This window comes from Lactobacillus sp. B3795 (assembly GCF_026535805.1).
GTDB lineage: Bacteria > Bacillota > Bacilli > Lactobacillales > Lactobacillaceae > Apilactobacillus > Apilactobacillus kunkeei_C.
In genome coordinates, this window is the sequence record NZ_JAFNPE010000014.1 from 101,578 (window position 1) to 115,407 (window position 13,830).

Here is a 13,830-nt window from a genome sequence, read left to right on the forward strand (position 1 = left end):
AACAAGTATGTTCACTCTCTTTTTTTATTGATTGTCGCTGCCAGATAGGGATGGATGTTGGAGTTGATAGCTGGTTGCTTCAAATAAGGAATGGGTTGCTTCCCAAATCTTTTTAGCGACGTAGGTGTTATTCATGGTGTATAGGTGAATGCCATCGACGCCGTTGGCGACCAAATCAACGATTTGATCGACCGCATAGGCGATTCCGGCATCACGCATTGCTTCTTTGTTGTTGGCGTATTTATTCATGATGTCGACGAATTTTTTCGGCATTTCTAGTCCCGACAATTCTGTAATGTGTTTAATCTGATTGCAGTTAGTACAGGGCATGATGCCGACTTCGACCGGCACGTTAATTCCGGCCAGTTTCAAACGTTGACGAAAGTCATAGAACGCTTGGTTATCAAAGACCATTTGGGTGATTAAATGACCGACACCGTTGTCTACTTTTTCCTTCAAATGAAGGGTGTCATCGACCAAATCGATAGATTCGGGATGCTTTTGAGGGTAGCAGGCACACGTGATGTCAAAGTCGCCTTGGGTTTTGATGAATTCTGCCAATTCTGAAGCGTGGTTAAAGTCACCGACCGGCGTTTCGTCCGGGTTAATGTCACCACGAAGGGCTAATACGTTATTAATGTTGTGTTGCTTTAATTGTTTTAAGAAATCGGCAACGTCTTTTTTGGAACGATAGATTCCTGGAATGTGGGCCATGGCAGGAATGTTCAAATCGTTTTGAATCATGCTGGATAGCTCCAAAGCATTGTTATTTTGTGATCCACCGGCACCTAAGGTAATGGAAATGAAATCTGGTTTGATTCGTTTAATCCCGGTAAGGGCGTTCACTAATTTTTTGGTTCCTTCCGGTGTCTTGGGTGGGTACACCTCAAGTGAGAACACCGTTTTGTTCTTGAATGTATCTTTTAAACTCATGTTATCCCAACTCTCCGCGTTTTTGTTGAACAGCGGCGATGAAGTTCTTTAGACTAGCGAATGATTCTGATTCACCACGGGTCTTTAGACCACAGTCCGGGTTGATCCAAACCTTGCTTTCGTGAAGTTTAGCTAGGATGTCACTGATAACGTTGTAGATTTCAGATTGACTAGGGACACGTGGAGAGTGAATATCGTAAACTCCAGGGCCGACTTCTGTTTCAAAGTTATTTGCTTTTAATTTATCGATGATTGATAAATCAGAACGTGATGCTTCGAATGAAATAACATCGGCATCCATGTTATCGATGGCTTTGATGATGTCGTTAAATTCGCTGTAGCACATATGAGTGTGGATTTGAGTAGTTGGTTGGACTTTACTGTGAACCAATTTGAATGCTGGAATTGCCCAGTCTAGGTATTCCTTGTACCAGTCACTCTTACGTAGTGGAAGCTTTTCACGTAGGGCGGCTTCATCGATTTGAATAATCTTGATGCCGTGTTTTTCAAGATCTAATACTTCATCTTGGATTGCTAAGGCAATTTGGGTTACTGATTCCTTTGCGGGGATATCTTCACGTGGGAATGACCAGTTGAAGATAGTAACGGGACCTGTAAGCATTCCTTTAACCGGTTTGTCGGTCAAACTTTGGGCGTAGGTAGAAGCGGCAACTGTAATTGGGTTCTTACGGCTAACGTCACCCCAGATGATTGGTGGTTTAACAGCACGGGTACCGTATGATTGCACCCAAGCCTTCTTGGTAAATGCGAAACCAGCTAGGTTTTCACCGAAGTATTCCACCATGTCGTTTCGTTCGTATTCACCGTGGACTAAGACGTCAAAACCAGCTTCTTCTTGCCATTCAATGATGCGCTTAATCTTGTCCTTGTTGAATTGATCGTATTGATCCTTATCGATTTCATGATGCTTGTATAGTGAACGGTTCTTTCTAACATCCTTGGTTTGTGGGAATGAACCGATGGTAGTAGTTGGTAAATCTGGTAAGTGGAATTCTTCTTTTTGGATGGTTTCACGTTCAGCACGACTTGGTAATCTGGTGTAATCATCATCAGATAAGTCAGCGATACGTTTTGTCACGGCTGGATCCTTTGGATGGTTAACGTTCTTGAATAATGCTTTGTTTGCATCCAATAGTTCAGTGTTGCCATTGAAGAAGATTTCGTCTAGGTCGTGTAATTCGTCTAGCTTTTGGTATGCGAAGGCTAAGTGTTGTTTTAGTTCTGGGTCTAGATCGGTTTCGTTATCAACGGTGTATGGAACATGTAGTAGTGAACAAGAAGTTGAAATTACGATGTTTTTAACCGGTAGGCTCTTTAGTAATTCAATGGTCTTCTTGTATTCGTTACGCCAGATGTTTTTACCATTAACGACTCCAGCGAATAATACTTTGTTGTCGTCAAAACCGTGTTTAGCGATTAAATCAGCGGTTTGTTTACCTTCTAGGAAGTCTAAACCAATACCGTCGAATGGTAATTTAACTAAATCTTCATAGATATCACGAACATCACCGAAGTATGTTTGAAGATTAATCTTGAACTCATGAGGAATAGCTAGGATGCGAGTGTATAGGTCATCGAATAGCTTCTTGTCGTCAGCACTTAGATCAAAAACTAGTGATGGTTCATCGATTTGTAGCCATTTTATGTCGATGGCATTTAGGCGAGAGAAGATTTCCTTGTATGCTTCAACGATTGGTTCGATAAAGTCTTCGGCTGATTTTTTACCAACGTAGCGGCTTAGCTTTAGGATGGTGAATGGACCGATTAATGAAGCCTTTACGTTACTGTGTTTGGCAGCTGCCTTTTTTACATCGTCGAAGAATCTAGTTTCCACTAGTTTAATTTCTGTATCATCGTCGATTTCTGGGACAATGTAGTGGTAGTTGGTGTTGTACCATTTCTTCATTGGTAGAGCCTTAACGGAATGGTTATCGTCTTGGTAACCACGGGCTTGGGCGAAGTATTCGTCTAATTGGTTTAAACCTAAATCGGCATAACGTTTAGGAGTGATGTTCAATAGTGTAGCGGCGTCTAAGACATTATCAAAGAATGAGAAGTCACCGGCACTAATTAGGCCTAACTTGGCACCTTCTTGAATTTGCCAATTCTTTTCTTTTAGTTCATCGGAAATCTTTAGTAGTTCTTCTTGATCGATTTCTTTTTTCCAATATTTTTCTGTAGCGCGTTTTAATTCGCGGTTTTCTCCAATTCGTGGGAATCCAATAATGCTTGTACTCATAATGTTACCTCCTCAGGTAAATAAAAATTTATTTAGCGGGTGAATAAAAAAATCCCGCAGTCTATGTAGACTACGGGACGAAATCTTCGTGTTACCACCCTGATTTTGTAATACATCGCTGCATTACACTCAATAAGTACTTCCTAAGAAATACTTCTACGCGATAACGGGCGTACCCGAACATCGTTTGTCAAAGACTCACGGTGATAGATAATTCCTAGACCATTTTCAGTTTCCTTGCGTGCTTTGTCTCATCGTAATCAAAGCTCTCTGTGAACGTTTGAAAAACCTACTTATCTGCTCAATATCTACTTATTTAGATGATGTAAATTGGTTTAACCAATTGATGTAAAAGGTGGTGGCATCCGTATGCCAGGAGTTGATGGGATGATTCTGATTATCAAAGTAGTTACTTGGTTTTTTAGTATCCAAACCCTTTTTGACATCGCGGAAATACTCATCAGCTAAAGTTTTCGTCCCGTATTCAAGATGACCAGTGACGTAGTATGAATTAGTGTTTGAATCGAAAATTAAGGTGGCGCCGATGGTGTCGTTTCCGGCTAACACGGTTGCCTTAACGTTATTTTTCGGAATCGTGAAGTAACGTGATTGAGGCATTGTAATGCCATTGGTTGTATAGACCCCGTAAATCTTTTGGTCCAACTGTTGCCCTGTTAAAATGCCATCGATGGTTCCGGCAGCCCAGGCGGCCCAGCAACTGAATAGGCAGGTGTCGACGTGGGTCTTACGCCAGTTGATAAAATCAACGAATTCATTCCAGTAATCGACCTCATTAAAGTGCTTTCTGTCTAGTGGGGCGCCGGTAACGATTAATGCATCAAAGTGATGGTTGAAAACATCTTTGGTTGTTACGTATTTTTCGATGATTTCTGGATCGAAGTGTTTGATGTGGTGACTGGCCATGCGACAGAAGTTTAAATTGATGTTTAGGTCGGTTTGTTGAAGCAAATCGATAATTTGGTGTTCAGTCTCAAGCCGATTGGGCATTAGGTTTAGCACCAAAATACTTAGGGCATCATCAATTTTTTGATGACTATTTTGTGAATAGCCAGATAGGATGTTGATACAACCCATAGGCCTTACCTCCTTTAAATTTTCGCGAAAGCTTGTTTCAAATCGTCAATAATGTCGTCAGCGTTTTCAATTCCAATTGAAATTCTGATTAAGTCAGGTGTAATTCCAGCTTCTTTTAATTCTTCTTCGTTTAGTTGAGCGTGAGTGGTTGAAGCGGGGTGAATGATTAGTGATTTTGCGTCACCAACGTTGGCTAGTAGTGAGAATAGGTTTAAGTTTTCAATTAACTTCTTACCAGCTTCTTCACCACCGGTTAGCCCGATTGTGAAGATTGATCCGACACCCTTAGGAAAACTCTTCTTGGCTTGTTCGTAGTACTTGCTGGATGGTAGTTCAGGGTACTTAATCCAAGCGACCTTATCGTTGTTAGATAAGAAATCGATGACCTTACGGGTGTTTTCAACGTGTCTTGATACTCTAAGTGACAATGTTTCTAGACTTTGAATTAATAAGAATGAGTTGAATGGACTAATTGCACCACCGGTATCACGAAGGATTTCGGCTCTCACCTTGGTGGTGAATGCACCTGGTTTCAAGTCGGCAAATACTAATCCGTTGTAGTGGGTATCTGGGGTTGTGAAACCAGGATAGCGACCGCTTGTACGATAGTCGAACTTACCATTTTCAACGATGATGCCACCCATTGTGGTACCGTGACCACCGATGAACTTAGTTGCGGATTCAACGACAACGTCGGCACCGTGATCTAGTGGACGGTATAGGTAAGGGGATGCGAATGTGTTATCGACAATCAATAACAGGTCATGTTTATGAGCGATGTCTGCGATTGCTTCGATATCACTTAGGTTGATATCCGGATTACCAATTGTTTCTAGGTATAACGCCTTGGTATGGTCGTTAATTTCTTTTTCGAAGTTTTCTGGATTATCAGAATCAACGAAGTGAGTGGTAATTCCTAACTTAGGTAATGTGGCGTTAAATAGGTTGTATGTTCCACCGTATAATGTTCCGGCTGAAACGATTTCGTCACCTTGGCCAGCAATGTTGGTGATGGCGGCGTGAATTGCTGCGGCACCAGATGCTAAAGCAACGGCACTAGTTCCATTTTCCAGTGCAGCCACACGTTTTTCGAAAACATCGGTGGTTGGATTGGTTAAACGAGTGTAGATGTTACCTGGATCGGTTAAGGCAAAACGACCAGCAGCTTGAGCTGCATCTTTAAAGATATATGAACTGGTTTGATAAATCGGTACGGCACTGGCACCTGTCTCATCAATGTGTTGACCTGCGTGAATCTGTAAAGTTTCAAATTTATCTGTACTCATAAAACATTCCTCCTAAATTTTGGTAACAAAAAAAGCTCTCGCTCCATGTATAACTAAATACATGGGACGAAAGCTTCCGCGGTACCACCCAACTTCGCTCTATTATCACTAATAAAGCCTCAACGACACTAACATGTCTGGGAAGGTATCGGTTCCTACCGGATTTCTAGCTTGCACTATCGATCATGACTCAGAGCTCATCTGTGACTCACAATCAATTGCACCTTTTCACTATCCGATGCTCACTTTGAATCGATCGTTTTGAGTTACTCTTCTCTTCAACGTCTGAATTATTTAAGTTGTTTTGAATGATAGTCCTAGTTTTTTCTAATGTCAACAGTTAAATTAAAATTTTATTAGAAAAAGATTAATAAAAATATTTTTCAAAAAGTTTATATACTATCTTTTAGACCGTTTTTGTGTACCAAAAATTAAAATATCTGGTTTGACAAACAAATTTTAACGAGTAAACTTCGAGACAATCAAAACAACCAAAAAACTTTGCAGAGATGAGTAAGATTTATAAGCCTCAATAAGAGAGCCGATGGATGGTGAAATTCGGTGTGGTGGAGAATCTGAAAATGGTCTTTGATTACAGTAATTAGGCGATCTTTGGTAAGTCTAATTCGGGTGCGCCCGTTACCGCGTCAGAGTATCTTAATCATCTGACCTCTATGATTAACGTACTTGTTGAGAAGTAGCCAGTGATGGCTACTTGAAATCAGGGTGGTAACACGTGCCGACGTCCCGTAGTCTTTTTGAGACTGCGGGACTTTTTTATTTCTTAAATTTAGAAAGGATGATTGATTATGACAGGATTTAACACTAAATTAGTCTACGGAAAAGGGCTAAACAATCTTCACGATAACTGTACGGGCGCAGTGAATGTTCCATTATACCAATCCACTACATATGCCTTTAAAGATATCGATGGGGAAAACAAATATGACTATTCACGTTCTTTGAACCCCACAAGAGAGTACTTAGAAGATCAAATTGCATGCTTGGAAGATGCTAAACATGGCTTTGCTTATGCATCCGGAAGTGCCGCTATTCACGCGGTTTTCACTTTGTTTAAACCGGGTGATCACATCGTCGTTAGCAAGAATATCTACGGTGGAACTTTCCGTTTGATTAACGACTATTTGAAAAACTTGGATATTGAATTTACCCAAGTGGATACACAGGATTTATCCGACGTCGAAAGTGCGATTAAGCCTAATACCAAGGCGATTTACTTCGAAACCATCGACAATCCATTCATGAAGGTTACCAGTGTTAAACATATCGCGGAAATTGCCCACAAACATGGCATTTTCACAATCGTTGATAACACATTTTTAACCCCATATTTACAACAAGCATTGAATTTGGGTGCAGACATTGTCATCCATTCAGCTACTAAATATCTGGGTGGTCACTCCGACGTGATTGCCGGACTCGTTGTTACCAATAACGAAGAAGTGGCCGATAAATTATATTTTTGTCAAAACGCAGTTGGCGGCATCCTAGCGCCAGAGGACTGTATGTTGGTAATTCGTGGAATTAAGACATTATCAGTTCGTTTGGACAGACATATTCAAAATGCACAAAAAGTTTTGCGATATTTGGACTCTAAAACTGACGAAATCAAACACATTTACTATCCCGGTCGTGCCGGTGACGAAACCGACGAAATCGCTAGAAACGAACTAAAGGGATACGGTGGTGTCATCACGTTTGAACTAAACGATAATGTCGATCCAAAGGCATTCGTCAACAGTCCGGAATTAATCTGGTTAGCGGTCAGTCTAGGTTCCGTTGAAAGTCTAATCGAACTTCCATACTACATGACCCATGCCGAATTACCGGTCGAAGAAAGAAACAAGGTTGGGATCACTCCGCAACTAGTTCGTTTATCAGTCGGACTAGAAGATCCAGAGGACTTGATTGCTGATTTAGAGCAAGCTTTTGCTAAGGCGAAAAAATTAACCGCGGTAGAATCTGCGAAATAAGATATAATAAAGCCAAAGCAAAAAAGGAGGCTTGCACTATGAAAATTGCAATCTTAGGTCACGGTACCGTCGGAAGTGGAGTCTTAAAGATTATTCAAGACAGCGCTTTGCATCCATTTGAAAAAGATTTATCAGTCAAATATGTATTTGTTCGTCCAGAAAAAGTTGATCAAAACGAATTATTTGTGGATGATTACTCAACGATTTTAAATGATGAAGAAGTCGATGTAGTCGTGGAAGTACTAGGTGGACTAGAACCAGCTAAGACAATGATCATCGATGCGTTAAAACATGGCAAGAACGTTGTGACAGCTAACAAAGCGGTCGTAGCGAGAAACTTGAAGGAATTTGATGAAATCGCTGAAGAAAATGGTGTAAAGTTCTACTTTGAATCAGCCGTTGGTGGTGGAATTCCTTGGATTATTAATTTGGAAAGAGCACTTCGCATCGACCAAATTGATTCGATTCACGGAATCCTAAACGGAACTAGTAACTACATTTTGGATACTATGACAAAGACTGGTCAAAGTTTCGATAAAGTCCTAAAAGATGCTCAAGACTTAGGATACGCAGAAGCCGATCCGAGTGCAGATATCGATGGATACGACATCGAAAATAAATTATGTATTAGTGTGGACATTGCCTATAACACCTTTGTGAAACCAGGTGACCACCTATTAAAATTCGGGATTAGAAATATTACCGATGAGGATATTAAGTACTTTAAAAAACACAATTTAATCGTGAAATTACTAGGTCGTAGTTTCAAGAAAAACAACAGTTTTAACTTTGTGGTTGAACCAACTTTATATACCCCCGGACAAATCGAAGCCGGAATCCATGATAACTACAATTTCGTCGGGTTACGTGGAACTACCATCGGTAAGCTAACCTTTAATGGTCAAGGTGCGGGTGAATTTCCAACTGCCCACGCGTTAGTGCAAGATATCTTAGACTTAAAGGCCAACAATGTGCACTTAAAACGTGATTTTAACGAAGAATTTTCTTTGGATAACACTACCAAGCAAAAGAATTATGTCGTTAGAACCAGTGCAGATTTAGAATCAAAACTACCAGAATATGACATTCAAAAAGACGGTAATTACTACCATATTGCCGCAATTGATACTCAAAAGATTCATGATGTTGTTAATGAATTATCCAGTGATGATAAGGGCATTTTCTTTGCCTGTATCAGTGGCGGAGCATACAATCCATGGATTGAAAAATAAAAAGAGCGCCTATATTAGGCGCTCTTATTTGTTTTCTTATTCAAAATCTTGTAATGCAAGTTCTGCATATGTTAGACGGGCGAAAGTATCATCAGTTGATACACCAGCGTTTTCGAACATGTTTGCGAATAAAACATATTTTGGTTGATCGCTGTATTCACCAGTGATTTCAATCAAACGTTGTAGTTGATTGGTACGGTTTGCTAAATCATCGATGTGGTTTAGTTCCAAATCGTTCTTAGCTGCATCGTAAATAATTTTGTAAGCTTCGGTATTAGTTAATAAATCTAATGCCTTAACTTGTTTCATAAAGTTATCAAATTGTGCATCTGATAATTGTTCTTTAACGTAATGTAAATCAACGATTTCATCGCTAAAGTCTTTTGCCCATTCGTTAATAATAGGTCTTAGTTGTATGTCTGACATTGTTAAAAAATCCTCTCCTAATTCAGATAATGCGTTTAGATTATTCTAGTACAAACATCTAAAAACGTGTGTAGTTTTTTCATTTATAATGTCATTAAATGGGGGTTACAGAAAAAATTTCATGTAACACCTATGATAGTATCTCACATAAGGGATACTAATTGCAAAAATATAGAAATATTTACGAAAAATTAGACTTTTAGTTTGACAATTATTATAAAAGGATTAGAATACGATTAAAGATAAATACAAAAGCGAAGAATAGAAAGAGTAATTTCGGACCACGTTTTTAGAGAGATTCCGTTTGGTGAAAGGGATTAACAATGTTTGAAATGAAAATCATCTATGAGCTGCCAGGCAAATAAAGTAGTCTCGGCTGGGAATTCCCATTACAGAATCTGCAAATCAACGGGTTTGTTTGAGATATATCGTTTATCTTTATAAAATTAATTTTGAATCGGTATAACAAAAAGGTGGTACCGCGCGCAAGCGCCCTTTATTTCGTGTATGCGAAATTGGGGCGCTTTTTTATTTGCTCAATTTAAGGAGGTGATGGAAATGAAATCAGACATTAGTGGCATTTTAAATGCGAATCGTAACTAGTTTAAATTTTTACAATAACGCCAATATCAGGCGGTAAACATACATAGTTTTAAGAAAACTGCAGTTGCTATCTATGATTTATTCCTTGAGGTGTTAACTTTAGGAGGATTTAATCATGAGTAAAACTCTATATACAAACTTCAATTTATTTAACGGATTTGAAGATAAGACATACAAAGACACATCAATGTTAGTTGATGAAGACACCGGAAAGTTTTTAGCATTTGGTGAAGACGCGACAAAACGAGACAGTGACAAACAAGTTGATCTAAAAGGTCAATTCGTAATGCCAGGATTGGTAAATTGTCACACCCACATCACTTTAGACTCAGATACAGCCGATGGAAATCCTGACGCTGATCAAACTACCGCAACAGTGCGCGCGGTTGACAGTCTAAGAGCTTTACTTAAATCAGGGGTTACATATGTAAGAGAATGCGGTAGCCTTTATGGTTTAGATGCAACATTAGCTAAACTACAAAGAACAAATAAATTGACTAAGGTGCCTGAAATGATGGCATCTGGTCGAGCTTTGACTATGACTGGTGGACACGGGGATGCACCTCATAGTGGAGTGACCGTCGATTCTCCAGACGAAATGAGAAAAGCGGTTAGAAATAATTTTAAAAATGGTGCCCAATGTACCAAGGTCATGGCTACCGGTGGTGTAATGTCACCTGGTGACTACATGGACGAAGCCCAATTAACCTTAGAAGAACTAAAGGTTGCCGTATACGAAAGCCACAACAAGCACGCCGTAGTTGCAGCTCATGCCGAAGGTAATCCCGGAATCATGAACGCCATCAAAGCGGGAGTTGATTCAGTGGAACATGGTTTTTATGTTAACGATGAAGAAATCGCATTGATGAAAGAACATAATACCTACCTAACACCTACCCTAGTTTCCGCATGGTGCATCGCCGAATACGGTAAAGACACACTTCCAAAGTGGGAACTAAACAAACTTTTGAATGCCTTAAACGACATCTACAAAAACGTTCGCCACGCTAAGGAAAGTGGTGTAAAGGTTACCTTAGGGACAGACGCTGGTACACCTTACAACGATTTTTCTAAGACACCGGTTGAATTTCAATTGATGGTCGAAAAAGAAGGCTTCACTAATTTTGAAGCATTATCTACTTCAAGACATTCAGCGGAACTAATGCACTTGGATGATTATGGAACATTGGAAGCCGGCAAGTATGCCGATTTCTTAGTTCTAGAAAACGATCCATTGGCAGACGTTAAAGCCGTTCAACAAGCAGATAAATCTGTATATAAACTTGGCCAAAAGGTGTACTAGGGGGAATCTAATATGAAAAAATCAAAATTATTACTACTACCATTTTTAGCAACAGTCACATTATCACTTGCAGCATGTGGTAATTCATCAGCCCAATCAAAGGGTGCGAAGAATCAATCATTAAACTGGATGCAAAACGCGAATCTAATCACTTTGGATCCATCAAAATGTGTTGATATCACTAGTTCTACAACATTAAATAATGTCGATAGAGGTCTCTTCTTTAGTCCATCAGCCAACAAATATGAATATGGTGTGGCTAAGAGCATGAAGGTATCAAAAGATGGAAAGACATATACATTTGATTTAAGAAAATCAAAATGGAGCAATGGTGACCCTGTTACTGCCGCCGACTTCGTTTATGGTTTCCAAAGAACTGTCGATCCAAAGACCGCTTCTCAAGATTCATATCTAATGGATCACTTACTTAACTACAAAGAAGTTAGTACCGGTAAACTAAGTCCCGACAAACTAGGGGTTAGTGCACCAAATAAATACACTTTCGTGGTTAAATTATCATCACCACAAACATACTTTAAGAAACTTTTGACTAGTTCCGCCTTCTTCCCACAAGATAAAAAGGTCGCTGTTAAGTACGGAAAAAAATACGGTACTTCAAGCAGCACACAAGTATACAACGGACCATTTACCGTTACTGGCTGGACAGGAACCAACGATTCTTGGACATTGGCTAAGAACGAAAATTATTACGATGCCTCAACTGTTCGTTTGAACAAGGTAAACATGAAGGTTGTTAAGGACCAACAAACTGGTCTAAATGAATATCAAACTGGTTCATTGGACGAACTTTCACTTTCTGGAAAACAACAAGTAAAGAACTTCAAAGGTTCTAAAGAATTACATACGTACAAAACTATGTATTCAAACTATTTAGAATTAAATGAACAAAAAGATCCTGAATTTAAGAACTTAAAACTAAGAGAAGCACTATCTTTAGCAATCGATAGAAAAGACTATGTAACAGATGTATTAGGGGATGGCTCAAACCCAACCAAGGGATTTGTTGCTGATGGTCTAGCTAACTACAAGGGCAAGGATTATGCGGCGGCAGCATATGTAAAAGGAACTGCTGATTACAACTTAGACAAAGCTAAGAAGCTATGGAAGGAAGGACTAAAAGAAGTCGGTAAGAAGTCTTTGAACCTAACCTTAACCTACGACGATACCGATGTTGCTAAGGCAACAACTGAATACTTACAAGCCGAATTCCAAAAATTACCTGGATTGAAAGTAAGCAACGTTAACCTTCCTCGCCAACAAAGAATCTCAAGATTATTTAGCAGCAACTTTGATCTAGTAGTAACTGGATGGGACCCAGGTTATGCTGATCCAATCTCAGCCTTGAGCATCAGAACATCAAATAGTTCAATCAACTTTAGTAAGTGGCAAAATGCTGAATTTGATAACTACATCAACAAGTCAAACACTGTAGACGCTAATAACCCAGCTAAGAGATGGGATGATTTAGTTAAAGCAGGTAAGCTAGTAAATAAAGAAGTAGGTGCGGTACCTTTCTACCAAACATCTAACCCAGTTGCATTAAAGACTAACGTTAAGGGTGTTACATTTAACCCAGTTGGTAGTTGGGACTTCTCACATGGTTATGTAGAATAACCAAATAAAAAAAGACCTAGAAATCTAGGTCTTTTTTTGTTGCATTAAAACTTCAATGTGATTGCAGCGTAGTCCAAGTTCATTGGCATTTGGCTCTTTGGAATTAGTAGAACGTTTCCTGCGAAACCAATGGTAGTGATTGCTAAATCATTTAAAGTCTTGTTGTAGCTTTCTTCGCTAATGTATAAAGTATCAATCTTACCGGATAGTGCGTTTGAAATAATATCGCGTAAATCGGTTGCGACTAAACGGTGATCACTAGCTTTTTCGTATTTAATTTTGTTGTCGTTTGCTAACTTGTCAAAGAATTGTTGGTTCAATTCATTAATCATTTCAGAAATCTTGTCGGGACCAAGATCGTCCACATCAACCTTGCTTACGATGTCTTTCGCAAATGTCTTTTGGTCAGCTAATTCGTTGAATAACTTACGGTTTTCTTCGCTGGCAACCACCACAGTTTGTAGGTAGTCATCGTCATCAAATAAATCGCTTAGGTATTCTTTAACCAACATGAAGTATTTGTTTTTATCGTTGTTTACAAGGACCGGAATTGGCTTGTTCACAAGGTTTAAGATACTAAAGTGACCGTTATCAACTCTTAGTAGCTTAAAGTCGTTATCGCGTAGGATTAAAACGCGGTAGTGAAGTTGGCTTTCGATTTCCTTGATTAGTTGCGCCACGTTCATGGTGTCATCGATTGAGATTTGGGTCTTAACAGGTTGGGTTAAGTCAAATGAATGGATGGCTTTAAAACTAACGTATAGTGCAACACCAGAACCGTTTCCGATATGTTTTGCGCGATCAAAGTTGAATCTTCTTAATTTTCTTTCGTATCTTGGCCAGATATTTTCGTCGTGTTTTTGAATGAATTCTTCTTTAACAGTTTCGATTAAATTTAAATAATCATTTTTGTTACTAATTTCGTTAAATGAAACAATTAGTGAGATGAATGGCCCTACTTCATAATCCAAAGTTAGGGTATTTCTAAGCTCGATTGTCGACGTCATAGTCTAACCTCCTTAGATTTATATGCTTATAGTATATCATGATGAGCTAAAAGCGA

The 13,830-nt window shown here is 39.2% G+C and carries 10 protein-coding genes and 3 other annotated features; of the genes, 4 read left to right on the forward strand and 6 right to left on the reverse strand.

Annotated elements, in window-relative coordinates:
* Positions 1-24: 24 nt before the first annotated feature.
* From metF to J3U50_RS05840, 4 genes are all read right to left on the reverse strand, one after another.
* On the reverse strand, positions 25-933 hold the full coding sequence (gene metF / locus J3U50_RS05825; RefSeq protein WP_301945780.1) for a methylenetetrahydrofolate reductase [NAD(P)H]: 909 nt from the start codon (positions 931-933) through the stop codon (positions 25-27).
* A gap of 1 nt (position 934) precedes the next feature.
* A complete protein-coding gene (metE, locus tag J3U50_RS05830) occupies positions 935-3,193 on the reverse strand; it encodes a 5-methyltetrahydropteroyltriglutamate--homocysteine S-methyltransferase (RefSeq protein WP_301945781.1) in 2,259 nt (752 codons plus the stop codon).
* Between the two features lie 70 nt (positions 3,194-3,263).
* Positions 3,264-3,507, reverse strand: a binding site (T-box leader).
* A complete protein-coding gene (locus tag J3U50_RS05835) occupies positions 3,506-4,288 on the reverse strand; it encodes a homoserine O-succinyltransferase (RefSeq protein WP_160184709.1) in 783 nt (260 codons plus the stop codon). Its footprint overlaps the feature before it by 2 nt.
* A 14-nt stretch (positions 4,289-4,302) precedes the next feature.
* On the reverse strand, positions 4,303-5,574 hold the full coding sequence (locus J3U50_RS05840) for an O-acetylhomoserine aminocarboxypropyltransferase/cysteine synthase family protein (protein WP_160184708.1): 1,272 nt from the start codon (positions 5,572-5,574) through the stop codon (positions 4,303-4,305).
* A 492-nt stretch (positions 5,575-6,066) separates the two neighbouring features.
* Positions 6,067-6,327 (forward strand) — a binding site (T-box leader).
* Positions 6,328-6,383: 56 nt separating this feature from the next.
* On the opposite strand from J3U50_RS05840, the gene J3U50_RS05845 reads away from it, so the two are divergent.
* Both J3U50_RS05845 and J3U50_RS05850 read left to right on the forward strand, forming a co-directional pair.
* Entirely contained in the window at positions 6,384-7,568 is a 1,185-nt protein-coding gene (locus tag J3U50_RS05845; protein WP_301945782.1) for a PLP-dependent aspartate aminotransferase family protein, read from the forward strand.
* 38 nt (positions 7,569-7,606) lie between these two features.
* Entirely contained in the window at positions 7,607-8,800 is a 1,194-nt protein-coding gene (locus J3U50_RS05850; protein WP_301945783.1) for a homoserine dehydrogenase, read from the forward strand.
* Positions 8,801-8,836: 36 nt separating this feature from the next.
* On the opposite strand, the gene J3U50_RS05855 is transcribed toward J3U50_RS05850, so the two are convergent.
* Positions 8,837-9,226, reverse strand: coding sequence for a hypothetical protein (locus J3U50_RS05855; protein WP_034530580.1), 390 nt, complete (start codon positions 9,224-9,226; stop codon positions 8,837-8,839).
* 248 nt (positions 9,227-9,474) lie between these two features.
* Positions 9,475-9,726 (forward strand) — a binding site (T-box leader).
* Between the two features lie 218 nt (positions 9,727-9,944).
* On the opposite strand from J3U50_RS05855, the gene J3U50_RS05860 reads away from it, so the two are divergent.
* Entirely contained in the window at positions 9,945-11,132 is a 1,188-nt protein-coding gene (locus tag J3U50_RS05860; RefSeq protein ID WP_301945784.1) for an amidohydrolase family protein, read from the forward strand.
* 12 nt (positions 11,133-11,144) lie between these two features.
* A complete protein-coding gene (locus tag J3U50_RS05865; RefSeq protein WP_301945785.1) occupies positions 11,145-12,767 on the forward strand; it encodes a peptide ABC transporter substrate-binding protein in 1,623 nt (540 codons plus the stop codon).
* A gap of 44 nt (positions 12,768-12,811) precedes the next feature.
* Here the strand turns inward: J3U50_RS05865 and J3U50_RS05870 are convergent, their stop codons facing one another.
* Positions 12,812-13,774 carry a hypothetical protein gene (locus tag J3U50_RS05870; protein ID WP_301945786.1) on the reverse strand — a complete coding sequence of 321 codons (963 nt, stop codon included), beginning with the start codon at positions 13,772-13,774 and terminating at the stop codon, positions 12,812-12,814.
* Between the last annotated feature and the right edge of the window lie 56 nt (positions 13,775-13,830).